This window comes from Mycobacterium sp. IDUB_24 (genome assembly GCF_055419385.1).
Genome location: NZ_JBVAXO010000007.1, coordinates 264641 through 289282, shown reverse-complemented (window position 1 = coordinate 289282; position 24642 = coordinate 264641). Strand labels below are relative to the sequence as shown.

Genomic DNA, 24642 nt, shown 5'->3' with positions numbered 1-24642 from the left:
TTTGCATCTGACGATTGCGTCAATGAAACGGCGTTGCGTGCGCCCGACAGCAAGGAGGTGACCACGACATGGCATCGAACGACGATCCGTATCCCAGTCCGATTCGAAAACGTCTGTCCACAAGCACCTTTCCGCTGTCGATGACCGCCTAGGTCCGCCACCCCACACGCCGGTGGTGGCGCACTGCCGCACGCTGTCGACGCGGAGAGCTCCGATTCAACTGGAGATGATCCGATGCAGCGCAATACCTTTCTTCGTCGTGCCCACAGCGTGGTAACGCGGCCGATCGGGTGGATCCACACCCGCGCGTCGCTGACGCCGCAGGAGCGGCACAACCTGCGGATGAACAACACCCCGGTGGCGGTCTTGACCGCGTCCCTGGGTGGCGGCTCGCACACCGCCCCGTAGCCGCCTCATCCAGATTCCGTCAAATCGAACATCTTTCACGTCACCACCGACGTGAACTGACCTCCCATTCTGCGCACCACACTCGGGTCACACCGAATCTCGGCTTGCCACAGCCGATTCGGTGTGACTTGTGTTGCGCGCTGACGACCGACAGGAACAACCAGATGAACACCGCTGTCGAACAAACCGCCGTGACACCCACCAAGAACCTCGACGGCCTGACCATCGCGGATGCCGCCGAACGCCTCATTCAAGACGGCCCCAACGAGGTCGCCCACGACAAGGCGCCGCCCGCGATCCTCCAGTTCCTGGACGCCTTCAAGAATCCGTTCATCGCGGTACTCCTGGTGCTGGCCGCCATCAGCTCGGTCACCGACGTCTACCTTCCGATACGCGACGGGCAACAGGCGGATTACGCCGGCGTGCTGATCATCGTGACCATGGTCGCGTTCAGCGCCCTGCTGCGGTTCTGGCAGGAATACCGCTCGGGCAAGGCGGCCGAGACGCTCAAGGCCATGGTGCGGACCACGGCGACAGTCCGTCGCCGGGCCGTCCCGGGTGCCACACCCGAACTCATGGAGATCCCGATGGCGCAGGTTGTCACCGGTGACATCGTGCAACTGTCCGCCGGCGACATGATTCCCGCCGACATCCGCCTGCTCGATTCACGCGATCTGTTCGTCAGCCAGGCGGCACTGACCGGCGAGGCCCTGCCGGTGGAGAAGTACGACACGCTGGGCGCAGCGGGCCAGAAATCCACGGCCGACGTTGCCGACGACGAGGCCGGCCCGCTCCACCTGCCCGGCATCTGTTTCATGGGTACCAACGTGGTGAGCGGGACAGCCACCGCGATCGTCGTTTCAACCGGTGTACACACCTATTTCGGCTCGCTGGCCAAGGCGATCGTCGGCTCCCGCGCAGAGACGGCCTTCGACCGCGGGGTCAACAGCGTCAGCTGGCTGCTGATCCGGTTCATGTCGGTGATGGTGCCGATCGTGTTGTTCATCAACGGTTTCACCAAGGGCGACTGGCCCGAGGCGTTCCTGTTCGCGCTTGCCGTCGCGGTAGGGCTCACCCCCGAAATGCTGCCGATGATCGTGTCGTCCAACCTGGCCAAAGGTGCGGTCGCGTTGTCACGTCGCAAGGTGGTTGTCAAGCGGCTCAACGCCATCCAGAACTTCGGCGCGATGGACGTGTTGTGCACCGACAAGACCGGCACGCTCACCCAGGACCGCATCATCCTCGAGCATCACGCGGACATCCGCGGCGACCGGGACGACAACGTGCTCGCCCTGGCCTGGCTCAACAGCTTTCACCAGAGTGGCGTCAGGAATCTGATGGACCGTGCCGTCCTGCACTTCGCCGACGGGACACCCGACGCGCTCCTTGCTGCCTCGGCCTACCGCAAGGTCGACGAGCTTCCGTTCGACTTCGAACGACGCCGGCTGTCCGTTGTCGTCCAGGATGTCGAGCGGAATCACTTGCTGGTCTGTAAGGGAGCCGTGGAGGAAATGCTCGAGGTGTCGACGCAGGTGTCCGACGGCACGGCCTGCCGGCCACTCGACGAGGCCGACCGCGAGGCGCTGGCCGAAACAGCCCGCGCCTACAACCGCGACGGGTTCCGGGTGCTTTTGGTGGCCACCCGTGAGATCCCCCGTGTTCAGCGCACCCACCGCTACCGCATCGAGGATGAGCAAGATCTCGTCGTCCACGGCTTTCTCACATTCCTCGATCCACCGAAAGAGACGGCCGCCCCGGCCATCGCGGCACTCGCCGAACACGGCGTCACCGTGAAGGTCCTCACCGGCGACAACGAGGTCGTCAGCGCCAAGATCTGTCATGAGGTGGGACTCGATCCCGGACAGCCGGTTCTCGGGTCTCAGATCGACAGCCTCGACGACGACGGGCTCCGGCGAGTCGTCGACACGGCAACCGTTTTCGCGAAGCTGACGCCGCTGCAGAAGTCGCGGGTACTGCGGGCCCTGCAGGCCAACGGGCACACGGTCGGTTTCCTCGGCGACGGCATCAACGACGCACCCGCACTGCGCGATGCGGATGTGGGTATCTCGGTCGACAGTGGCACCGATATCGCCAAGGAATCGGCGGACATCATCCTCCTCGAAAAGAGCCTCATGGTGCTCGAAGAGGGCGTGGTCAAGGGCCGCGAAACATTCGGCAACATCATCAAATACCTGAACATGACCGCAAGTTCGAACTTCGGCAACGTGCTTTCAGTACTGGTGGCGAGCGCCTTCATCCCGTTCCTACCCATGCTGGCGATCCACCTGCTGATCCAGAACCTGCTGTACGACATTTCCCAACTGGCCCTGCCGTGGGACCGCATGGACAAGGAGTTTCTGCTCAAGCCACGCAAGTGGGATGCCAGGAATATCGGCCGTTTCATGATCTGGATGGGTCCGACGTCCTCGATTTTCGACATCACCACCTTCGCGGTGATGTGGTACGTCTTCGCCGCCAACTCACCCGAGATGCAATCGCTGTTCCAATCGGGTTGGTTCATCGAAAGCCTGCTCTCGCAGACACTGGTCGTCCACATGCTGCGAACCCGGAAGATTCCGTTCATCCAGAGCACCGCGGCGTTGCCGGTGCTGCTGGCGACGGGGGCGGTCTGCGTGCTCGGGATCCTCATCCCGTTCTCACCTCTGGGAGCGGCGATCGGATTACAGCCGCTGCCGTGGCAGTACTTCGGATGGCTGGTCGCGACGCTGGCGTCCTACTGCGTCCTCGCCCAGACCGTCAAGACCATCTATATCCGCAGGTTCGGTCAATGGTTCTGAACATCTGAGGGACGATGGTCCGATGACCGGGCCAAGGATCTACCCACCCGGCGTCCCCTGCTGGGTGGACACCGACCAGCAGGATGTAGCCGCCGCTCAAGACTTCTACGGTCGACTCTTCGGCTGGACGTTCGAGAACGTCCTGCCCGAGGACGCCGAGCAGTCCTATCTGATCGCCACACTCGACGGTCACGATGTCGCGGCGATCGCCTCCGCGCAGACCGGCGACGAGATCACCTGGAACACCTACATCGCGGTGGCCGACGCCGACGCCACGGCCACCGCGGTGACGGCCGCCGGCGGGACCGTGACGAGCGGTCCCATCGACGCGGGACCCGGTGGGCGGCAGGCCGGTTGTGTCGATCCGCGCGGCGCGCACTTCAAGCTGTGGCAACCGCGGCGACGCCTCGGTGCCCAGCTGGTCAACGTTCCCGGCACCTGGAATTTCAGTAACCTGCAGACCACCGATCCGCAGGCCGCAGCGACCTTCTACGGGCCACTTTTCGGCTGGGAGTTCGACAATGCCGGCTTCGCCAGCATGATCCGCCGTCCGGGATACGCCGACCACCTTGGCGCCACCGTCGACCCCGGCATCAAGGAGCGTCACGCCGCTGCTGGTACCCCGCCCGGATTCTCCGACGCGGTCGGCTGGACCGGGCAGCTGCCCGACGACCAGCAGCCGGAGCACTGGGAGGTGGTGTTCGCCGTGGCGAACCGGGACACATCTGCGGCACTGTCCGAAAAGCTCGGTGCGGCAGTAGTTTCCAGCTCAGAAACCGAGTGGGCCAACACCGCCCTGATCCAGGACCCGCAAGGCGCGCGACTGGTCCTGAGCCAGTTCATCCCACCGACGGAGTGATCACCGAGCGGTGCCTGGTGGTGTAGGTCAGCACCGCCGCGGCGATGATCACCTCGAGCAGAGCCAACAGCGTCGCCGTCGTCATCAACGTCGAGGTCTGGACGGGCACCATCACGCCATGGTGATCCATGGGCATCGGCGTGTGCAGAGCGATCATCGCCAGGCTCATCAGCGCGATGGCGCACCAGACACCGGAGGTGCCGCGCCGCCACAGATGACCGGCGCAGTACAGACACCCCACGGTCATCGCCGCGAGCACCACAGCTGCCGCCGGATTGGCGATCGCGCCGAGCATCGCCATGTGCAGCCCTGCCGAACTCACGGCCAAAAGCGCACACGTCCGCCGCCCGACAACACTGCAGACCTGAGCAGCCGACATGACCCCCATCGTCGCAGCAATCGCATGTCAGCGCTGCCGGAACATGGATGCGCTGCCAAAACCCCGGTGTGTGGTTCCCTGTCGCCGTAGCGTCTGCCAGATGACAAACTTCGCAGCCCGCCCAGCCCGGTCGAGACTGGCGATCGGCACATTCCTTTTCGCCATCACGCTGGTGGCCGCATGTTCGACCAACACGAACTCGACTGACACGACGACAAACCCGGACAGCGCCAAGGCCGAAGCGGCGGCGGGCCGAGTAGTGGTGATCACCACCGGAGGGACCATCGCGACGAGCACCGACGCCAACGGTGTCCGCCGCCCGACGGTCAGCGGCGCCGATCTGGCTGCGGGCCTCGACGTCCAGGTGATGGACGTGATGAAGAAGGACAGTTCACAGCTCACGCCGGCCGACTGGGACGTGATCGGAGCGGCCGCGAAGAAGGCGGTGGCCGACGGGGCCTCCGGAGTGGTCATCACCCACGGCACCGACACCATGGAAGACACCGCGATGTGGCTGGACGTCACCTACAACGGGCCCGCTCCGATAGTGCTGACCGGGGCACAGCGCAGTTCCGACGCCCCGGATGCCGACGGGCCGACCAACCTGCGGGATGCGCTGACCGTGGCGTCCAGTCCTGCCGCGCGCGACCAGGGCGTGATGATCATGTTCGCCGGCGACGTCTTCCAGGCCTTGGGCACCCACAAGGTGAACACCCAGGATCTCCACGCATTCGGCGGCACGCCACCGATCGGTTCCGTCGCCGACAACACCTTCAAACTGGACCACCCCGCCCAGCGCCCCTTCATCGGCGACGTGCCGGCGGCCGGTGCACCGCGGGTCAACGTTGTCGCGGCCTATCCCGGCGACGGCGCCGGACCCATCGATGCCGCCGTGGCCGGCGGAGCACGCGGAATCATCGTCGAGGCACTTGGATCCGGCAATGCCGGCGACGGCGTGGTGGACGCGGTGCGCCGCCACGCGCCTGCCGGCGTGGCGTTCGGAATATCCAGTCGTGTCCCCGACGGTGAGGTCATCGCCGAATACGGTCCCGGTGACGACATGGTCAAGGCCGGCGCGGTGATGGTTCCCCATCTGCGGCCGAGCCAGGCCCGGGTGCTGATGATGGCTGCGCTGGCCACCAAACAGCCGGTGGCCGAGGTGATCAAACGCTGGGGCTGAGTTATCCGGGGTCGAGCCCCAGCAGCTTGACGCTTTCGCTCCGCATGTCGACCTTGCGGATCTTGCCGGTGACGGTCATCGGGAACTCGTCCACGACAAGCACATAACGCGGAATCTTGTAGTGGGCCAGCTTTCCGGTGGCGAAGGCCCGCACCGCCGCGGCATCCAACGGGGTGCGGCCCGGTTTCATCCGGATCCAGGCGCAGATCTCTTCCCCGTACTTGGCGTCGGGAACCCCGATCACCTGCGCATCGTCGATGTCGGGGTGGGTGTAGAGGAACTCCTCGACCTCCCGCGGGTACACGTTCTCCCCGCCGCGGATCACCAAGTCTTTGATCCGACCGACCACTGTGCAGTAGCCGTCCTCACGCATCACCGCCAGATCCCCGGTGTGCATCCAGCCTTCGGCATCGACGGCCTCGCGAGTCTTGGCGTCGTCGTTCCAATAGCCCAGCATGACCGAGTAACCGCGGGTACAGAACTCGCCGGACTGCCCACGCTCGACCGTCTCGCCGGTGTCCGGGTCCACGATCTTGACCTCGATGTGCGGATGAGCCCGCCCGATGGTGGCGGTGCGACGCTCCAGATCGTCGTCGACCAACGTCTGGCACGAGACCGGTGACGTCTCGGTCATGCCGTAACAGATCGCCACCTCGGCCATGTGCATCTCGGCCACCACATGTTTCATCACCTCGACCGGGCACACCGATCCGGCCATGATCCCGGTGCGCAGCGAGGACAGGTCGAACCCGGCGAAGTCAGGATGACCGAGCATCGCGATGAACATCGTCGGCACCCCGTACAGCGCGGTGCACCGCTCTGCCTCGACGGCGGCCAGGGTGAGGCCGGGATCGAATCCCGGGGCGGGGATCACGATCGCCGCACCGTGGGTCAGGGCGCCGAGGTTGCCCATCACCATGCCGAAGCAGTGGTAGAACGGCACCGGGACGCACACCCGGTCGCAGACGTCGAAGTCGATCAGCCCACCGACGAAGAATCCGTTGTTGAGGATATTGCGATGGCTGAGCGTGGCCCCCTTGGGGAATCCGGTTGTCCCCGAGGTGTATTGGATGTTGATCGGATCGGTGTTGGACAACTCGGCGGTCCGGGCACGCAACTGGTCTGCACCGACCTGCTCGGTACACAGCTGGTCCCAGTCCAGGGTGCCCAGGAAGATGATGTCCTTGAGCGCCGGGCAGTCCGCCGTCACCTCGGCGACCATCGTCACATAGTCCGAAGACTTGAACGCGGTGGCCGACACCAGGGTTCGTATCCCGGACTGCTTGAGCACATACGCCAGTTCATGGGTGCGGTAGGCCGGGTTGATGTTGACCAGGATCGCGCCGATCTTGGCTGTCGCGAGCTGCAAGATCACCCACTCGGCGCAGTTGGGCGCCCAGATACCGACACGGTCCCCCTTGCCCACACCCAGGGCCATGAGTCCCCGGGCCACCGTGTCGACCTCGCCGTTGAGTTCGGCGTAGGTCCAGCGTCGCCCGGTCGCCACCTCGACCAGCGCGTCGGCATCCGGCCCGGTCGCCACCATGCGCTCGAAGTTCGCGCCGATCGTCTCTTCGAGCACGGGCACATCGGTGGGGCCGGCGTCGTAGGACTTCATCCGAGTAGATCCTCGTATCGGTATTCGGTGGAAATCGGTTCGCCCGCTTCATGAGCCGCGTCCTCCCGCTTACGCAACTCGACGCGGCGGATCTTGCCCGAGATGGTCTTTGGCAGATCGAGGAACTCGACCCGGCGCACCTTGAGATACGGCGCGAGATGATCGCGGGCGTAGGCCATGACATCTTTTGCCGTGTCCGCGTTGGCTTCCCAGCCATCGGCCAGCGCGACGTACGCCTTGGGCACCGCCAGCCGAGTGTCGTCGGGTTGTGGCACCACCGCGGCCTCGACCACGGCGGGATGCTCGATCAACACGCTCTCCAACTCGAACGGCGACACCTTGTAGTCGCTGGACTTGAACACATCGTCGGTGCGGCCGATGTAGATGATGTAGCCGTCCTCGTCGCGGGAGGCCACGTCGCCGGTGTGGTAGTAACCACCGGCCATCACGGCCTCATTGCGTTGCGGGTCACCGAGATAACCGGTCATCAGGTTGCGCGGGCGCTTGCGCAGATCCAGGCAGATCTCGCCCTCGTCGGCAAGCTCCCCGGTGATCGGGTCCACCAGCGCCACCGGAACCCCCGGCATCGGCCGTCCCATCGAGCCGGGCTTCACCGGCTGCCCCGGGGTATTGCCGACCAGCAAGGAGGACTCGGTCTGGCCGAACCCGTCGCGGATCGTCAACCCCCAGGCCTTCTCCACCTGCGCGATGACATCGGGGTTCAACGGCTCACCGGCGCCCAGGATCTCCCGCAGACCGTCGGGCCGCTCACCCAGGTCGGCCTGGATCAGCATGCGCCACACCGTCGGTGGGGCACAGAACGTGTTGACCTTGGCCCGCCGCAGCTGGGCCAGCAGCGCGGCGGCGTCGAAGCGCGCGTAGTTGTAGACGAAGATCGTCGCCTCCGCGATCCACGGGGCGAAGAAACAGCTCCAGGCATGCTTGGCCCAGCCGGGCGAACTGATGGCCAGATGCACGTCGCCGGGGGTGAGCCCGATCCAGGCCATCGTGGTCAGATGCCCGACGGGGTAGCTGACCTGGGAATGCTCCACCAGCTTGGGCTTGCTCGTGGTACCGGAGGTGAAGTAGATGAGCATCGGGTCATCGACGGTGGTGCACGCCTCGAAACTCCGCGGCGCAGCGTCCTGTGCGTCGGCGTAGCGGTGCCAACCCGCGGGCACCTCGCCGACCGCGATGCGCACGTAGTCACCCGGCACCTCGGCGAACTTCACCGCGTCGGCGGAGTTGGCGATGACGAACCGCGCACCTCCGCGCGCGATGCGGTCGGACAGATCCGCGGGCCCCAGCGCGCCTGTGGTCGGCATGATCACCGCACCCAGCTTGGCGATGGCCAACATGGCCTCCCACAACTCGACCTGGTTGCCGAGCATCAGCAGGACCCGGTCGCCCTTGCCCACCCCCAGGCCCCGCAGCCAGGCCGCGACGCGATCGGACCGCTGCGCCATCTCGGCAAACGTGACCTGCTGCTCGGAACCGTCCTCCTCGACGATCCACAGCGCAGGGCGGTCGTTATCCCCGGCGATGGCGTCGAACCAGTCGACAGCCCAGTTGAAGGTGCCGGTGATCTGCGGCCAGGCGAACTCCTCGACAGCCTTTTCGTAGTCCGCGATGGTGGCGACCAGCTGGTCACGGGCACCGCGGTAGCGATCTGTATTGCTGTTCACCATGTAGCTATGCTCTACGTCACACTCGCCTGCCCGCTACCCCCGAAAGTGGGTACCTACGATGCGCCCCTGGTTGTTGCGGCCGCGCGACGCCGACGCGGTACGCGCCGAGCTGCGCCGGATGGCCGCCGATACCGGGCTTCCGCTGGCCTTCGGCGGGCAGGTGCACGACGACACCCTGCTGCTGAGCGAGTTCTTCGGCACCCGCACCGGCGCCATGCGCGGGCTCGCGGTGCTGCCCCGCGCCGGACTGGGCGGGGCCAGCGTGGTGTCGCGGCGCCCCATCTCGGTGCCCGACTACCGGCGCGCCTCGACCATCAGCCATGACTACGACGAGCCCGTGCTGTCCGAGGGAATCCGCTCGATCCTGGCGGTGCCGGTGGTCGTCGACGGCACCGCCAGGGCGGTGCTGTACGGCGCCCACCGCACCAGTGCGCCGATCGGCGATCGCACCGCGGCCGCGATGGTGGCCTCGGCGCAGCGGTTGAGCGCCGAACTACGGGTACGCGACGAGGTGGACCGCCGCATGCGGATGCGCGAGTCCGCCCTGACCAACTTCACCGACGCACCGGCCGACACCGAGCAGATCCGTGAAGTACACGCCGACCTACGCCGGTTGGCCGCTGACACTCCGGACCTGGCCGGGCCGTTGCGCGAACTTGCCGACCGGTTGGCGGTGGCGTTGCGCGGCGACCCGCCGGCCAGCGCACCGTTGACTGTCCGCGAGGTCGATGTGCTGGCGCAGGTCGCCCTGGGTTGCACCAATTCTGAAGCAGCCCAGCGGCTTTCACTCAAGCCCGAAACGGTGAAGAGTTACCTGCGCAGTGCGGCGGCCAAACTCGGGGCCCGCAACCGCCACGAAGCGGTGTCCAAGGCCCGACGGCTGCGACAGATCCCTTGACCGTGGGACGTCAGAGACACTCGCGCTGAAGATTGCGGTCACCGGGTGGCAGCAATCTTCAGCGCAATGCTCGCCACCGCATACCACCTCGCACTGGGAGGATCTCCATATGACCTCGAGCCGCCAGTCAATCCGCCCGTTCCGCATCGCCGTCCCCGATTCCGATCTCGACGACCTCAAGCAGCGGCTGAACCGCACCCGATGGCCCGAGGCCGAGTGCGTCGACGACTGGACCCAGGGCATCCCGCTCACCTACACGAAGGAGCTGGCCGCCTACTGGGCCAACGAGTACGACTGGCGCGCCCGCGAAGCCGCACTCAACCGGTTCGACCACTTCACCACCGAGATCGACGGGCTGGACATCCATTTCATCCACCAGCGATCCGGACGTGACGACGCGTTCCCACTGCTGATCACCCACGGTTGGCCCGGATCCATCGTCGAGTTCCACAAGGTGATCGAGCCACTGACCGAGGCCGGGTTCGACGTGGTGTGTCCGTCGCTGCCCGGCTACGGGTTCTCCGGCAAGCCGAGCGCGACGGGCTGGGGCATCGCAAAGATCGCACAGGCCTGGGACACCCTGATGACGCGGTTGGGCTACGCCCGCTACGGCGCACAGGGCGGCGACTGGGGCGCCGCGGTGACGACGCAGATCGGCCGCAACGTCGGCTCGTGCGTGGGCATTCACGTGAACATGCCGATCGCGCAGCCGCCCGCCGAGGGCATCGGCGAGATGACCGAGGACCTCCAGAAGGCCCTGGCCCGCATCGATTACTACCGCAAATGGGATTCGGGCTACATGAAGCAGCAGTCCACCCGGCCACAGACCGTCGGTTACGGCCTGGTCGACTCCCCCGTCGGTCAGCTGGCCTGGATCGTGGAGAAATTCTGGTCCTGGATGGACTGCGACGGAAACCCCGAGAACGTGGTACACCGCGACGAGATACTCGACAACGTCATGCTCTACTGGCTCACCGCGTCGGCCGCATCGTCGGCCCGGCTGTACTGGGAGAGCCACAGCACTTGGGGCGGTGGCGAATACGTCAGCCTGCCCACCGGGGTCGCGTCGTTCCCACTGGAGATCCTGCGCGCCCCACGCAGCTGGTGCGAGACCGGCTACAACGTCACGCACTACACGACGATGCCCCGCGGCGGACACTTCGCGGCCTTCGAGCAACCGGAGCTGTTCGTGGAAGATGTGAAGACATTCTTCGACACCGTGCGCTGAGGTACTAGCGTCATGGCATGGACCCTCTGATGCGTTCCCGTGCGATCCAGGCGGTCATCTGGGGTATGCCCGCCGTGAACTTCGAGCTGTTGCGTGAGGCGGCCGCGGGACTCGGTGCCACCGACAACCAGGTGGTGTTCTGGTCGAAGCTGCTGGACTGGAAGAACCAGACCCTGACGCCCAACCCGGACACGTTGTACTTCTTCCCGTTCTACAACACCCAGGCCGGCCCCGTCGTGCTGGAAATCCCACCCGCGCAGGATGGTTCGATCACCGGGTCGGTGGACAACAGCTGGCAGGAAGCGCTCGAGGACGTCGGTCCTGCCGGCGTCGACAAGGGCGCGGGCGGTAAGTACCTGATCCTGCCGCCGGGGTTCGACGGTGAGGTTCCCGACGGCTACATCCCGATGCCGTCGGCAACGTATGCCGGGTTCGGGGCGTTGCGGTCCAACATCGCATCGAGCGGCGACGCCGATGTTGCCACGGCAGCCGAATACGGCAAACGCATCAAGGTCTATCCGCTGTCAGGTCCGGCACCGACGGCCTTTGTCGACGCATCGGGCACGTTGTACGACAGCACGATTCCCTACGATGTCCGGTTCTTCGAATTGCTGCACCAGTTCGTCCAACGTGAGCCCTGGCTGCAGCGCGATCGCGTGATGATCTCGATCCTGCAGTCCATCGGCATCGAGCAGGGAAAGCCTTTCGACCCCGATGCCGAACTGAAATCGGTGCTCGACGACGCTGCCACCGAAGCGCACGACTGGCTCGACGCCGCCTATCCGAAATTCTTCACCTCGCCGTACTTCGACGGGACCCACTGGGCCGTACCCGCCTCGCCCGAAGTGGTGCAAGGCATGCAGAACGGTTTTGCCAACCCGGACAGCTACCCTGTCGACGATCGTGGCCTGCTGTACTCGTTCGTCTACTTCAGCGCCAAACACCTTGGGCAGGGCCAGTTCTACGTGATGACCATCGTGGACCGCGACGGCGAGTCCCTCGACGGCGCCGCCACCTATCGACTGCGGGTGCCTGCCGACCCGCCCGTCTCGTTGTACTGGTCGGCGACGGTGTACGACCGGGCAACCCACGCGATGATCCGTGACCTGCCGTACGCCAGCCGATCGTCGCACCGGCCCGACCTCGAGACGAACTCCGACGGATCCGTCGACATCTACTTCGGCCCGACAGCTCCAGAAGGCAAGCAGTCCAACTGGATCCCGACTTCACCCGACGGCCGGTTCGAGGTGCTGTTCCGGCTCTACGGTCCGAAACCCGCACTGTTCGACAAGACCTGGACACTGTCCGACATCGAAAAGCTGTGATCGCGCGTCCGTTTCTGCACCTGGGCTGTGGATTTGGCCCGGCAGCAGCCAAGGGGTAGAAATCGGCGAAGGCGGGCACGCCACACCCCGCCACACCCCGCCCCGCCCCGCCCCGCCCCGCCCCGCCCCGGCTCAGGCCAGAGAATCCACCCAGGCCCGGTGCAACGCCGCATAGGCACCGTCGGTCCGGCCGATCAGATCCGCCGGCGCACCGTCCTCGATGATGCGGCCGTGCTCGAGCACCAGCACCCGGTCGGCGATCTGCACTGTGGAGAGCCGGTGCGCGATCACCAGGGCGGTGCGGTCGGCCAGAACAGTTTCCAACGCGCGCTGCACCAGTCGCTCGCTCGGAATGTCCAGGGACGACGTCGCCTCGTCCAGGATCAGCACCGCCGGGTCGGCCAGGAACGCCCGGGCGAACGCCACCAGCTGTCGCTGGCCCGCCGAGAGCCGGCCGCCGCGCTTGGCCACATCGGTGGCATACCCGTCGGGCAACGTCTCGATGAAGCGGTCCGCGCCGACCGCCGCAGCCGCGGCCCGCACCTGCGCGTCGGTGGCATCGGGCCGCCCGAACCGGATGTTGTCGGCGACCGTCCCGGAGAACATGAAGTTCTCCTGGGTGACCATCACGACGTGCCGGCGCAGTTCGGACTGCGCAAGCTCACGCAGATCCACGCCGTCCAGCGTCACCGACCCGGCCGTGGGGTCGTAGAAGCGGGCGATCAGCTTGGCGATGGTCGTTTTGCCCGCACCGGTGGTACCCACCAGGGCCACGGTCTGACCCGACGGCACCGCCAGCTCAAGGCCCGGCAACACCGGCCTGCCGGGCGAATACTCGAACCGCACATCGTGAAACTCGATGTCGCCCCTGGGCTCCGGCAGTGATTGAGGCTGCGCCGGATCCGCGATGGCGGGCTGCTGCGCCAGCACCCCGGCCAGCTTCTCCAACGCCGAGGACGCCGACTGAAAGGTGTTGAAGAACTGTGAGATCTCCTGCATCGGCTCGAAGAACATCCGCAGGTAGAGCAGGAACGCGGCCAGCGTGCCGATCGTCATCTCGCCGTTCAGCACCCGGTACCCGCCGTACAGCAGCACCACGCCCGTGGTGAGGTTGCCGACCAGCTTGACCCCGGGCATGAAGACGGCCAGCAACTTGAAGGTCTTCTCGTTGATCGCCCGGTACCCATCGGCGACATCGTCGAAGATCTCCTGGTTGCGGGGTTCACGGCGATAGGCCTGCACGGCCTTGATGCCCGTCATGGTCTCGACGAACTGCACGATCACCAGGGCCGCACTCTCGCGCACCAGTCGATAGGTCTTGCCCGACTCGCTGCGGAACCACCACACCAGGGCCACCAGGATCGGGAACGCCGCCAGGCACATCAGGCCGAGACGCCAATCGAGAGCCACCAACAGCACCGCCGTGCCGAACAACGTCAACACCGCGGTGATCAAGCTGTCGAAACCGGTTTCCAGCATGTCCTGGATGGCCTCGACGTCGTTGGTCGACCGGCTGACCACCCGGCCGGAGGTATACCGATCGTGGAACGCCACATCGAGTCGCTCGAAATGCCGAAACACCCGGCGCCGCAGCTCCAGGAGCACCCGCTGCCCGATCCGCCCGGAGCGCCGCAGGAAGTACATCCGGCTGATCGCCTGCACGATCACCACGACGCACAACGTCGCGACAATCAGCATCAGCTCACGGGCCGGACCGCCCGCCAGGATCGGCGGGATGCCATGGTCGATACCACGCTGCACCAGGATCGGAACCGACAGCCGGGCAGCGTTTTCCACGACGACCACCAGCGCCAGCACCGCGACCGTCCACCGGTAGGGGCGCAGCAATGACATGAGCAGCGCCCGGGCCTCCCGGCGTAGCGGCACGCTCTCGTCGATCGGGAGGGCCGAGGCGCCGCTGCCGCCGGCGGCGCCGTCCCGGTCGTCCGGGTTGTCCTCGTCGGTGACCCGCCCCCGCCACTGTGTGGTGGTCATCGGCGCTGCACCTCCGCACTGAGATGCGGGGGCCCGCCCACCTCGTCAATGACCGCGCGTTCGGCATGCCCGCGCTGCAACCGGCCCAACTCTTCGTCGTCCTCCCAGTCGCAACTGCGTTCGCTCGCATCGTCGAGTTGATCGTCGGCGGCCAGCAGGTAGCGGTATTGCGGTACCTGCGCCAGCAATTCGGTGTGTGTCCCGATGTGGGTGATGGTTCCGTCCTGCAGGAGCGCGACCTTGTCGGCCAACAGCACGGTCGACGCGCGGTGCGCGACGATGATGCCCGTGACTCCGCGCAGAACGCGCCGCAGGGCCTCGGTCACCAGGGCCTCGGTATGCACGTCCAGCGCCGACAACGTGTCATCGAGCACCAGGATCTTGGGTGCTGCCAGGATCGCGCGGGCCAGCGAAAGACGTTGGCGCTGGCCGCCGGACAGGCTCATGCCCTGCTCCCCGATCCGGGTGTCCAGGCCGAACGGCAGGTCGTAGACGAACTGTGCCGCCGCGATCTCGATGGCCTGGCCCAGCTGCTCATCAGTGGCGTCTGCACGACCCAGCCGCAGATTCTCGGCCACCGACATCGAGAACAGCGTCGGATCCTCGAATGCCGTGGCGACGGCCTGCCGCAGTACCGGCAGGCTCAGCTCCCGGATATCGCGGCCGTCGATCAGAATCTGACCTTCGGTGACGTCGTACAACCGCGAGAACAACGCGGCGAGAACCGATTTGCCCGACCCGGTCGCGCCGACCAGAGCGAGCGTCTGGCCCGGTTCCACCACCGCGTCGACGTGCCGCAGTGCCCATTGATCCGGCGAGCCGGACGGCGCCATTTGGTCCGGCGAGCCGGACGGCGCCACTTGGTCCGCATCGGGGAACCTGAAGCCCACATCCCGCAGCTCCAGCCGACCGCCGTGCGGCGGCTGCGACACCGGGCCGTCGGCGATATCGATCGGCGCATCGAAGATCTCGGCGATCCGGTCGGCCGCGGTGAACGACTCCTGCGTCATCGACAGCAGAAAGCCGAGCGAGGCGATGGGCCACACCAGCGACAGCATCATCGTGATGAACGCGACCAGCGTCCCCATCGTGACGTGGCCGTGGCCCGCCGCATACGCACCGAAACCGAGCACCACGATCAGCGTGAGGTTGGGGATGACCTCCAGCACGGTCCAGAACTTCGCCGACACCGTCACCCGGGCGACCTGGGTGTCATACAACTGCGTGGCCTGCTCGTCGAACCGGTCGAAGACGTAGTCCTCCCGGCCGAAGGCCTTGACCACCCGCAGGCCGAGCGCGGCCTCCTCGACATGGGTTGCGACATGGCCGGTCTGGTCCTGCGCCAGCCTCGACAGCCGCGTGTACTCACGCTCGAAATGCAGCACGGTCGCCGCGATCGGCACGATCGACACCAACACCACCACGCCCAGCGGCCAGTACATGGCCAGCAGGATCGAGGTCACCACCACGATCTGCAGCGTGTTGAGGATCAGGAACACCAACCCGAAGGACAGGAACCGGCGGATGGTGGACAGATCGTTCATCACCCGCGACAGCAGCTGCCCCGACTGCCAGCGGCTGTGGAAACTCATCGGCAGGATCTGCAGCCGCGCGTAGAGATCCTTGCGGATGTCGGCCTCGACGCCCATGGTGGCGCGGGCCACCAGCCAGCGCCGGATGAACCACAGCACTGCCTCGGAGATGCCGACCGCGACGGCGGCTGAACCCAGCACCCACAGCCCGTGCGGATCCTGGTGGCGCACCGGGCCGTCGATCACGGCCTTGGTCATCAGCGGAATCGCCACCGTGGCGGCCAGGCTGATCACCGCGACCACGACCATCACGATCCAGCGGGTCCGGTACGGCAACAGATAGGGCAACAGCCGCCACAGATCTGAACTGGTCCGGACCCGCTTCGGAGATGGGGCGATCGCGGCTTGACTCACTGAATCAATCCTCCCATCAAAAGCAAGCGATTAACCTCACGCGGCCGGAGCCTCCTCGGCGAACTGCGTGTCGTACAGCTCGGCGTACCTACCGGCACGGGCCAGCAGTTCGCGGTGGGTGCCACGCTCGACGATGCGCCCGTCCTCGACGACCAGGATGAGATCGGCGGCGCGGACCGTGGACAACCGGTGGGCGATGACGATCGAGGTGCGCCCGTCCAGTGCCTCGGCCAGGGCCTGCTGCACGGCCGCCTCCGAGGCCGAGTCCAGCGACGCCGTTGCCTCATCGAGCACCACCACCCGCGATCGTCCCAACAGCAGGCGCGCGATGGTCAACCGCTGCCGCTGCCCTCCGGACAGACGGTATCCGCGCTCACCGACAACCGTGTCCAGACCGTCGGGCATCGCCGCCACCACGTCTTCGAGCCGGGCCCGGCGCAGCGCGTCCCACAACTGCTCCTCGCCCACACCCGGGGCGGCCAACTGCAGGTTCGACCGGATCGTTTCGTGGAACAGGTGGCCGTCCTGGGTCACCATGCCCACGGTGTCCTTGAGCGAGTCGAACGTCAGGTCACGCACGTCGACGCCGTTCAACCGCACCGCACCGCCGTCGACGTCGTAGAGCCGCGCCAGCAGCGACGCGATGGTCGACTTGCCCGCGCCCGACGATCCGACCAGCGCCACCATCTGACCGGGACGGGCGGTGAACGAAATACCGTGCAGCACCTCCTCTCCACCGCGCTCGTCCAACACCGCCACCTCTTCGAGCGAGGCGAGCGACACCTTGTCCGCCGACGGGTAGGCGAACCGGACGTTGTCGAATTCAACGGCGCATGAGATGCCTTCTCCCTCGGGAACTTCCACGGCGTCGCGGTTCTCGGCGATGAGCGGTTCGAGGTCGAGCACCTCGAAGACCCGCTCGAAGCTCACCAGCGCGCTGGCGATCTCGACCCGTGCGTTGGCCAGTGCGGTCAGCGGCGCATACAGCCGGGTCAGCAGCAGCGCCAGCGATACCACTGCACCGGCCTGCAACTGACCGCCGATCGCCAGCACGCCGCCCAGCCCATAAACCAGCGCCAGGGCGAGCGCCGACATCAGGGTCAGCGAGTTCATGAAAGTCGACTGCAACATGGCCGTGCGAACCCCGATGTCACGCACCCGGTCGGCCCGCACCGCGAACTCGTCCGACTCCCGTTGCGGGCTGCCGAACAGCTTGACCAGGGTGGCGCCCGGGGCGGAGAACCGCTCGGTCATCTGAGTGTTCATCGTGGCGTTGTGGGTGGCCGCCTCGCGTGACAGCCCGGCCATGCGGGTGCCGATGCGACGCGCGGGCAGCACGAACAACGGCAGCAGCGCCAACGACAGCAGGGTGATCTGCCAGGAGATACTGAGCATCACCACGAGCGTCAAAGTCAGGGTCACCAGGTTCGCGACGATTCCCGAGAGCGTGTCGGAGAACGCCCGCTGCGCGCCGATCACGTCGTTGCCCAGGCGGCTCACCAATGCGCCGGTCCTGGTGCGCGTGAAGAAGGCCACCGGCATGCGTTGCACATGGTCGAACACCGCGGTGCGCAGATCCAGGATCAGACCCTCACCGATGTTGGACGACAACCACCTGGTCAACAGGCCCACCGCGGCCTCAGCGACGGCCACCGCGGCGATCACGGCAGCCAGCAGCACCACCGCCGACGCCGGGCCGCCCTGCGTGATCGCATCGACCACACGGCCCGCCAGCACCGGCGTCGTCACCGTCAACAGCGCGCTGACCACGCTGATCGCGACAAACCAGCCGAGCCTGCGATGGTGGCGCGCGGAAAACCGCCAGATCCGGGACAACAGCCGCCGGTCGGCCAGGGCGCGCAGGTCGCCGTCACGGGCGTGGGCCTGCCGATACAGCGCCTGTCTGGCCACCGTTTCCATACTCATGAGCATCACCGTAAAACCTGAACAAATATTGAGGTCAATAACATCCCCGGGGACTTCCCTGGGAGCCTGCGCGATTCGTCGCAGTTCATCGGGCAAGATGGCGGTCATGGATAGCGCTACCGGTGGCATGGCCTCGCCCCGGGTCCTCGTCGTAGACGACGACCCTGACGTGCTCGCCTCGCTGGAACGCGGGCTGCGGCTGTCCGGGTTCACCGTATCGACCGCCGTGGACGGCGCCGAGGCGCTGCGCAGCGCCACCGAGACCCGACCCGACGCGATCGTGCTCGACATCAACATGCCCGTACTCGACGGCGTGAGCGTGGTGACCGCCCTGCGCGCGATGGACAACGACGTGCCCGTCTGCGTGCTCTCGGCCCGCAGCAGCGTCGACGACCGCGTCGCCGGCCTGGAGGCGGGCGCAGACGACTACCTGGTCAAACCGTTCGTGCTGCAGGAGCTGGTGGCCCGGGTCAAGGCATTGCTGCGCCGGCGCGGTGCGTCGGCCACCTTCTCGTCCGAGACGATCCAGGTCGGCCCGCTCGAGGTCGACATCCCGGGCCGCCGTGCCCGGGTCAACGGCGTGGACGTGGACCTGACCAAACGCGAGTTCGACCTGCTGGCCGTCCTGGCCGAGCACAAGACCGCGGTGCTCTCCCGGGCACAGTTGCTGGAACTGGTCTGGGGCTACGACTTCGCCGCCGACACCAACGTCGTCGACGTGTTCATCGGGTACCTCCGCCGCAAACTCGAAGCGGGCGGCGCGCCGCGGCTACTGCACACCGTCCGCGGGGTCGGATTCGTCCTCAGGACGCAGTAGCGACATGAGACCGCTGACCCGGATCTTCCGCCGCACCCCCTCGCTGCGGACCCGGGTCGCGTTCGCCACCGCCATCGGCGCGGCGATCGTCGTCGTCATCGTCGGCACCATCGTCTGGGTCGGCATCACCAACGACCGCAAGGAACGGCTGGACCGCCGCCTCGACGAGGCCGCCGGATTCGCCATCCCATTCCTGCCGCGCGGCCTCGGCGAGATCCCCCGCTCCCCCAGCGATCAGGACGCGGTGATCACCGTCCGCCAGGCCGGTGACATCTCGTCCAATTCGAACGTGGTCCTGCCCGAACTGCCCGACGGCTACGCCGACACCTACATCGACGGCGTGCGCTGGCGGGTGCGCACCGTACAGATCCCCGCCCCGGGGCCCATGTGGGTGGCAGTCGGCGCGACCTATGACGCCACCATCGCCGACACCAACAACCTGCACCGCCGCGTGCTCATCATCTGTTTGCTCGCCGTCGGCGCGGCCACCGTGCTGGGGTGGGTACTGGCCGCATTCGCGGTCCGCCCACTCAAACGGCTGGCCGAGCAGACCCGGGAGATCGAGGCGAGCGACGAGGCGCCCGACGTCGAGGTACGCGGCGCCAGCGAGGCCGTCGAGATCGCCGACGCCGTCAACGGCATGCTGCAACGCATCTGGTCCGAACAGGGCCGCACCAAGGCCGCGTTGACCTCGGCCCGCGACTTCGCCTCGGTGTCGGCCCACGAACTTCGCACCCCGCTCACCGCCATGCGGACCAACCTCGAGGTCCTGTCCACGCTCGACCTGCCCGACGATCAACGCAAGGAAGTGGTCGGCGACGTCATCCGCACCCAGTCGCGTATCGAGGCCACCCTCGGAGCCCTGGAGCGCCTCGCCCAAGGCGAGTTGACCACCACCGACGACCACGTCACCGTCGACATCACCGAACTGCTGGACCGCGCCGCCCACGACGCCATGCGCGTCTACCCCGACCTCGAGGTCTCGCTGGCGCCGTCACCGACCGTGATCATCATCGGGCTGCCGACCGGGCTGCGGCTGGCCGTGGACAACGCCATCGCCAATGCGGTGAAGCACGGTGGCGCCACCCGGGTGCAGTTGTCGGCGGTGAGCTCCCGCGAGGGTGTCGACATCGCGATCGACGACGACGGAGTGGGCGTACCCGAGGAAGAACGCGAGATGGTGTTCGACCGCTTCTCCCGTGGATCGACCGCATCACGGCTGGGCTCCGGACTGGGGCTTGCGCTTGTGGCCCAGCAGGCCGAATTGCACGGCGGCACCGCAACTCTGGAATCAAGCCCACTGGGCGGGGCGCGACTGCTGTTACGCCTGCCCGGCCCGCACTAGTTTCGGTGCGAGCAGACATAAAACTGCCCCTTTTCGCGCGAAAAGGGGCAGTTTTATGTCTGCTCGGCGAGTGGGTTACTTCTTCTCGCGCTGGGACTTACCGCTGTCCCACCGGTTGAACCCGGCCTTCTCCGCGGATTCGACGTCGGCGAACCAGATCTCGGCGACGGTCACCGAGTAGGACGGGCTCTCCGGCGAGTGGTAGAGCATCGAATCCTCGTTGCCCTTGATCAGATAACCCGCCGGCGTGCCCGCACCCGAGACCCGCACCGATCCGGCGCCGTAGGGCGTCTCCTCGACGACCTTGACGTCATCGGCTCCGTCGTCAGCAGCCTCATGGGCACCTCCGCCGGACGCGAACTTGGCTGCACCCGCCGCACCCGCGGCAGCCGCACCCGCCGCCGCGGCACCGGCGCTGGTGACCTTGGGCAGCTTCGTGGTGGGCTCGTCGCCCGAGCCGACCTTCGGCAGCCGTGTCGTGGCGTCATCGGTGACAGCCGTTGCGGTGGCGGCAGTCCCGCCGCCTGCGGCCTTGGCCGCAGCTGCGCCCTTGGCAGCACCGTCGGGACGACGGCCGAGGGCACCGTACACCGGCACCTCCCGCTTCACCCGGCGCAAGGTCAGCGCCAGCGTCAGTACCAGCCCCAGCACGAAAGCCAGGGCCATCAACCACCAGTTGACATCGCTCATCGTCGTGCTCCAATCTCACGCGAGCCGGGCAGTTCGGCGAACGCCTCTTCCTCACTGGTGGGCTTGACGGTCACCACCGAAATCAGCCAGGCCACCAGTGACCCCACCACGAACGCGAGCAGATACCACAACCATTGGATTACGAAGTCCATGTCGAATCTCCCTAGTTGACCGTGATCTCGACACGGCGGTTCTGCGCCTTGCCTTCTGGGGTGTCATTACTGGCGATCGGATTCGCCGAACCCGCGCCCGACGACGTCACGTGATCGGCCGCCAGACCCTGTGAAACCAGATAATCGGCAACGGCTTTCGCGCGATTGCCGCTCAACGGGACATTGATCGCGTCATTGCCCGAGCTGTCGGTGTAACCGGTGACAGCCACCTGCGCGCCCGCGCAGGACTTCAGCTTGTCGGCGACCTGCGACAGCAATTGCTGCGATGCCGGGGCCACGACGAACCCGTCGGTACTGAAGTTGATCGGTGTGCGCAGCAGTGCACTCACATCGTTCTGCAGCACGGCGCAGGGTCCGGGTGTACCCGGTGCACCAGGAGCCGCAGCGGGCGGAGGCCCAGGGGCAGCCGGCGCTGCGGCGATCTGAATGTTGTTGACGAGCTTGATGTTCGGCCATGCCGCCTTCGCGGCCGCCTCGACCGCGTCGCGCACCTGTGCCGACGGCGCGGTACCGGTCAACGTCAGCGTGTCACCGTCGATGCTGAAACTGAAATCCGGAATGCCCTCAGCTGCGGCGTCGAATACCTTGCCCAGAGCCGAAACATCGGGGGTGCTCACGCCCGGACGCAGATTCAGATTGTCGACCAGATTGACGTCTCCACCGAACTTTCCGCGCAGCCAGTCCAGCAGCGAGGTCTTGGCGGCCGCGTCGGGCAGATCGCCGGTGAGGGTGAAATCGTTGCCGTTACGTGTGATCGACAACGGCGCGAACGAGAGGTTCGGCATATTGACGTTGGGTGCGTTGACGTCCGGGGCATTCACGTCCGGAGCGGTCAACGTCGCAGTGGGATTGACATTGGGAAGTGTGAGATCGGAGTTCTTGCCGGAGCGGTCGAGCCCACCCCATCCGATCAGCCCCAGCAACAAGGGAACTGCCGCCAGCGCCAACAACCAACCCAAACCAGGTGGTCGTCGATATAACTTGGAGGCTGTTTGCCAGCCTGTGATTGTCCGAGATTCGTCCGAACCCGACATTTTGGGCACTCCTGAAGTCGACGAACAGTTATCTACAGCAGCGAAACAGGTTGACGGTAGCAGTAAATGGAATTTGACGGTTAGGTTCGGCTAATACTCTCCGAATCCACGGCGACATCAACGAGTGGCGAGCAGATCTATCACGAAGATCAGCGTCTTACCGGAAAGCCGGTGCCCCGAACCCGCCGGACCGTAGGCTTGGGCCGGCGGAATGACGAGCTGGCGACGACCACCCACCCGCATCCCGGGAATTCCGTCCTGCCAGCCCTGAATTAGGCCCCGCAACGGAAACTCAATGGATTCTCCGCGATTCCACGAGCTGTCGAACTCCTCACCGGAGTCGTATTCGACGCCCACATAGTGCACCTCGACAGTGCCACCGGGCACTGCCTCGGAGCCATCGCCGACCACCAGATCCTTGATCACCAATTCGGTGGGGGCGGGTTCGTCCGGAAACTCGATCTCAGGTTTTGTACTCACCAGATCAACGGTAGTCGGGCAGACTGGTTGTGTGGCCAAAGATCAGGACATCCTCGGCGAAGTTAACCGGCTCGTTGCCGAAGAGCAGGAGCTCCGGTCGAAACTGCAGCGCCGGGAAATAGACGAATCCGACGAGCAACAACGCCTGAGATCGCTGGAAGTCGCCCTCGACCAGTGTTGGGACCTGTTGCGGCAGCGCCGGGCGCTCCGCGAAACCGGGCAGGACCCCGGACTGGCCCACCCCCGCGGGGCCGACGAAGTCGAAGGTTACAAGGGCTGACCGGACGGGTATGACGTGACCGAAGGCTCGTTGGACGCCGTCATCATCGGCGGCGGACACAACGGCTTGGTGGCTGCTGCGTACCTGGCTCGCGCGGGCCGCCGGGTGCAGGTACTCGAACGCCTCGACCACGTAGGCGGTGCGGCGGTTTCGGCACACCCCTTCGACGGTGTGGATGCGCGGCTGTCACGGTACTCGTATCTGGTCAGCCTGCTCCCCCAGCGCATCATCACCGATCTCGGTGCCCGAATCCGGCTGTCGCGGCGCCGATACTCCTCCTACACACCGGATCCGGTCACGGGCGGGGCCACTGGCCTGCTGATCGGTCCGCATCCGACATTCGACGCGATCAGCGCCGGCAAAGACGTGGCCGGGTTCCACGAGTTCTACCGCCGCTGTGGGCTGGTCACCGGCCGAATCTGGCCGACGCTGCTGCAGCCGCTGCGCACCCGATCCGAGATGCGCCGGGAGGTGCTGGGCGGACAGGACACCGAAAGCGCCGCCACCTGGGATGCACTGATCGAGCAGCCCATCGGCGAGGCGATCGCCGCAGCGGTGTCACACGATCTGGTGCGCGGCGTGATGGCCACTGACGCCCTGATCGGCACCTTTGCCGGCATGCACGATCCCTCACTGATCCAGAACGTGTGTTTTCTCTACCACCTGATCGGCGGCGGTACCGGCGACTGGGACGTCCCGATCGGCGGGATGGGCGCGGTCACCGGAGCCCTGGCGGCCGCCGCGGCGGGCCATGGAGCCGAAATCATCACCGGTGCAGACGTTTACGCCGTCAGCGCGGAGGGTGAGGTGCGCTATCGACTGGGCGGGTCCGCGCGACGGGTACGCGCCGACCGGGTCCTGGCCAACGTCACGCCCGCCGTGCTGGCCGAACTACTCGGCGAACCGGCACCTCCGACCGCCACCGGGGCGCAGGTGAAGGTCAACCTGATGTTGCGTCGGCTCCCCCGGCTACGCGACGAGCGCGTCACGGCTGAGCAGGCTTTCGGTGGAACGTTCCACATCAACGAGACCTTCAGCCAGCTGGCCGGGGCCTACGACACTGCCGCCGCCGGGCGCGTACCGGACCCGCTGCCTTGCGAAATCTATTGCCACTCCTTGACCGATCCGAGCATCCTGTCCGAGGACCTGCGCGCTTCGGGGGCGCAGACCCTCACTGTCTTCGGCTTGCACACCCCGCACTCACTGACATTGAAGAACCCCGACCGGATGCGGGACCGGCTGACCTCGGCGGTACTGAACTCGCTCAATTCGGTTCTGGCCGAACCGATCCAGGACGTCCTGATGGAGGACGCTGCAGGCCGGCTGTGTATCGAGACCAAGACCACCGCCGATCTGGAACAGGCCCTCGGGATGACCGCGGGCAACATCTTCCACGGCGCGCTGCGCTGGCCGTTCGTCGAGGACGACACGCCCCGGGAAACCCCGGCCCAGCGGTGGGGCGTGTCCACCGGCCATGACCGGATCCTGTTGTGCGGCTCAGGATCGGTGCGCGGCGGCGCGGTCTCCGGAATCGGCGGCCACAACGCCGCGATGGCAGTCCTCGAAGGCTAGCGA

At 66.2% G+C, this 24642-nt stretch carries 21 protein-coding genes; 11 read left to right on the top strand and 10 right to left on the bottom strand.

The features are described from left to right. The first annotated feature begins 234 nt into the window (after nucleotides 1-234). From ACZYZF_RS24060 to ACZYZF_RS24050, 3 genes are all read left to right on the top strand, one after another. Nucleotides 235-408, top strand: coding sequence for a hypothetical protein (locus ACZYZF_RS24060; RefSeq protein WP_463747174.1), 174 nt, complete (start codon nucleotides 235-237; stop codon nucleotides 406-408). A gap of 164 nt (nucleotides 409-572) precedes the next feature. After that, nucleotides 573-3206, top strand: coding sequence for a magnesium-translocating P-type ATPase (gene mgtA / locus ACZYZF_RS24055; RefSeq protein ID WP_463837012.1), 2634 nt, complete (start codon nucleotides 573-575; stop codon nucleotides 3204-3206). Nucleotides 3207-3228: 22 nt separating this feature from the next. Beyond that, nucleotides 3229-4065: a VOC family protein gene (locus ACZYZF_RS24050; protein ID WP_463837011.1), complete on the top strand. Its 837-nt coding sequence runs from the start codon at nucleotides 3229-3231 to the stop codon at nucleotides 4063-4065. Here ACZYZF_RS24050 and ACZYZF_RS24045 read toward each other — a convergent pair. Continuing rightward, nucleotides 4046-4387, bottom strand: coding sequence for a hypothetical protein (locus ACZYZF_RS24045; protein ID WP_463837010.1), 342 nt, complete (start codon nucleotides 4385-4387; stop codon nucleotides 4046-4048). The genes ACZYZF_RS24050 and ACZYZF_RS24045 overlap by 20 nt on opposite strands. Before the next feature lie 157 nt (nucleotides 4388-4544). Between ACZYZF_RS24045 and ACZYZF_RS24040 the strand changes: the two genes are divergently transcribed. Next, entirely contained in the window at nucleotides 4545-5624 is a 1080-nt protein-coding gene (locus ACZYZF_RS24040; protein WP_463747170.1) for an asparaginase, read from the top strand. 1 nt (nucleotide 5625) lies between these two features. On the opposite strand, the gene ACZYZF_RS24035 is transcribed toward ACZYZF_RS24040, so the two are convergent. Next, nucleotides 5626-7242 carry an AMP-binding protein gene (locus tag ACZYZF_RS24035; RefSeq protein ID WP_463747169.1) on the bottom strand — a complete coding sequence of 539 codons (1617 nt, stop codon included), beginning with the start codon at nucleotides 7240-7242 and terminating at the stop codon, nucleotides 5626-5628. Beyond that, a complete protein-coding gene (locus ACZYZF_RS24030) occupies nucleotides 7239-8927 on the bottom strand; it encodes an AMP-binding protein (protein ID WP_463837128.1) in 1689 nt (562 codons plus the stop codon). Before ACZYZF_RS24030 ends, ACZYZF_RS24035 begins: the two co-directional genes overlap by 4 nt. A gap of 61 nt (nucleotides 8928-8988) precedes the next feature. Here ACZYZF_RS24030 and ACZYZF_RS24025 point away from each other — a divergent pair, with 61 nt between their 5' ends. From ACZYZF_RS24025 to ACZYZF_RS24015, 3 genes are all read left to right on the top strand, one after another. Beyond that, the gene (locus ACZYZF_RS24025) at nucleotides 8989-9828 is read left to right on the top strand and encodes a LuxR C-terminal-related transcriptional regulator (RefSeq protein ID WP_463747168.1); all 840 of its coding nucleotides are present in this window, start codon (nucleotides 8989-8991) and stop codon (nucleotides 9826-9828) included. 109 nt (nucleotides 9829-9937) lie between these two features. Beyond that, complete coding sequence (locus ACZYZF_RS24020) at nucleotides 9938-11056, top strand: epoxide hydrolase family protein (protein WP_463837008.1); 1119 nt, start codon at nucleotides 9938-9940, stop codon at nucleotides 11054-11056. 17 nt (nucleotides 11057-11073) lie between these two features. After that, a complete protein-coding gene (locus ACZYZF_RS24015) occupies nucleotides 11074-12381 on the top strand; it encodes a DUF1254 domain-containing protein (RefSeq protein WP_463837007.1) in 1308 nt (435 codons plus the stop codon). Nucleotides 12382-12513: 132 nt separating this feature from the next. Here ACZYZF_RS24015 and ACZYZF_RS24010 read toward each other — a convergent pair whose 3' ends face one another. The 3 genes from ACZYZF_RS24010 to ACZYZF_RS24000 are packed head-to-tail and all read right to left on the bottom strand — an operon-like array spanning nucleotide 12514 to nucleotide 18248. Beyond that, nucleotides 12514-14376 (bottom strand): ABC transporter ATP-binding protein, encoded by a 1863-nt coding sequence (locus ACZYZF_RS24010; RefSeq protein WP_463837006.1) that lies wholly within the window; start codon nucleotides 14374-14376, stop codon nucleotides 12514-12516. Beyond that, a complete protein-coding gene (locus tag ACZYZF_RS24005; protein ID WP_463837005.1) occupies nucleotides 14373-16322 on the bottom strand; it encodes an ABC transporter ATP-binding protein in 1950 nt (649 codons plus the stop codon). The genes ACZYZF_RS24010 and ACZYZF_RS24005 overlap by 4 nt, the downstream gene beginning before the upstream one ends. Nucleotides 16323-16358: 36 nt before the next feature. Then, complete coding sequence (locus ACZYZF_RS24000) at nucleotides 16359-18248, bottom strand: ABC transporter ATP-binding protein (RefSeq protein ID WP_463837003.1); 1890 nt, start codon at nucleotides 18246-18248, stop codon at nucleotides 16359-16361. 106 nt (nucleotides 18249-18354) lie between these two features. Here ACZYZF_RS24000 and prrA point away from each other — a divergent pair, with 106 nt between their 5' ends. Together prrA and ACZYZF_RS23990 are read left to right on the top strand one after the other, a co-directional pair. Then, nucleotides 18355-19065, top strand: coding sequence for a two-component system response regulator PrrA (prrA, locus tag ACZYZF_RS23995; RefSeq protein ID WP_003884623.1), 711 nt, complete (start codon nucleotides 18355-18357; stop codon nucleotides 19063-19065). A gap of 4 nt (nucleotides 19066-19069) precedes the next feature. After that, on the top strand, nucleotides 19070-20410 hold the full coding sequence (locus tag ACZYZF_RS23990) for a sensor histidine kinase (RefSeq protein ID WP_463837002.1): 1341 nt from the start codon (nucleotides 19070-19072) through the stop codon (nucleotides 20408-20410). A 75-nt stretch (nucleotides 20411-20485) separates the two neighbouring features. On the opposite strand, the gene arfC is transcribed toward ACZYZF_RS23990, so the two are convergent. From arfC to ACZYZF_RS23970, 4 genes are all read right to left on the bottom strand, one after another. Continuing rightward, entirely contained in the window at nucleotides 20486-21100 is a 615-nt protein-coding gene (gene arfC / locus ACZYZF_RS23985) for a channel accessory protein ArfC, sunset domain variant (RefSeq protein WP_463837001.1), read from the bottom strand. After that, nucleotides 21097-21252 carry a channel accessory protein ArfB gene (gene arfB, locus ACZYZF_RS23980; protein ID WP_029110268.1) on the bottom strand — a complete coding sequence of 52 codons (156 nt, stop codon included), beginning with the start codon at nucleotides 21250-21252 and terminating at the stop codon, nucleotides 21097-21099. The genes arfC and arfB overlap by 4 nt, the downstream gene beginning before the upstream one ends. Nucleotides 21253-21263: 11 nt before the next feature. Then, nucleotides 21264-22307: a channel-forming protein ArfA/OmpATb gene (gene arfA, locus ACZYZF_RS23975; RefSeq protein ID WP_463747160.1), complete on the bottom strand. Its 1044-nt coding sequence runs from the start codon at nucleotides 22305-22307 to the stop codon at nucleotides 21264-21266. 117 nt (nucleotides 22308-22424) lie between these two features. After that, nucleotides 22425-22787: an FKBP-type peptidyl-prolyl cis-trans isomerase gene (locus ACZYZF_RS23970; RefSeq protein ID WP_463747159.1), complete on the bottom strand. Its 363-nt coding sequence runs from the start codon at nucleotides 22785-22787 to the stop codon at nucleotides 22425-22427. A 31-nt stretch (nucleotides 22788-22818) separates the two neighbouring features. Between ACZYZF_RS23970 and ACZYZF_RS23965 the strand changes: the two genes are divergently transcribed. Both ACZYZF_RS23965 and ACZYZF_RS23960 read left to right on the top strand, forming a co-directional pair. Continuing rightward, the gene (locus tag ACZYZF_RS23965) at nucleotides 22819-23067 is read left to right on the top strand and encodes a DUF2630 family protein (RefSeq protein ID WP_463747158.1); all 249 of its coding nucleotides are present in this window, start codon (nucleotides 22819-22821) and stop codon (nucleotides 23065-23067) included. A 15-nt stretch (nucleotides 23068-23082) separates the two neighbouring features. Then, nucleotides 23083-24639 (top strand): phytoene desaturase family protein, encoded by a 1557-nt coding sequence (locus tag ACZYZF_RS23960; protein ID WP_463747157.1) that lies wholly within the window; start codon nucleotides 23083-23085, stop codon nucleotides 24637-24639. The last annotated feature ends 3 nt before the right edge of the window (nucleotides 24640-24642 follow it).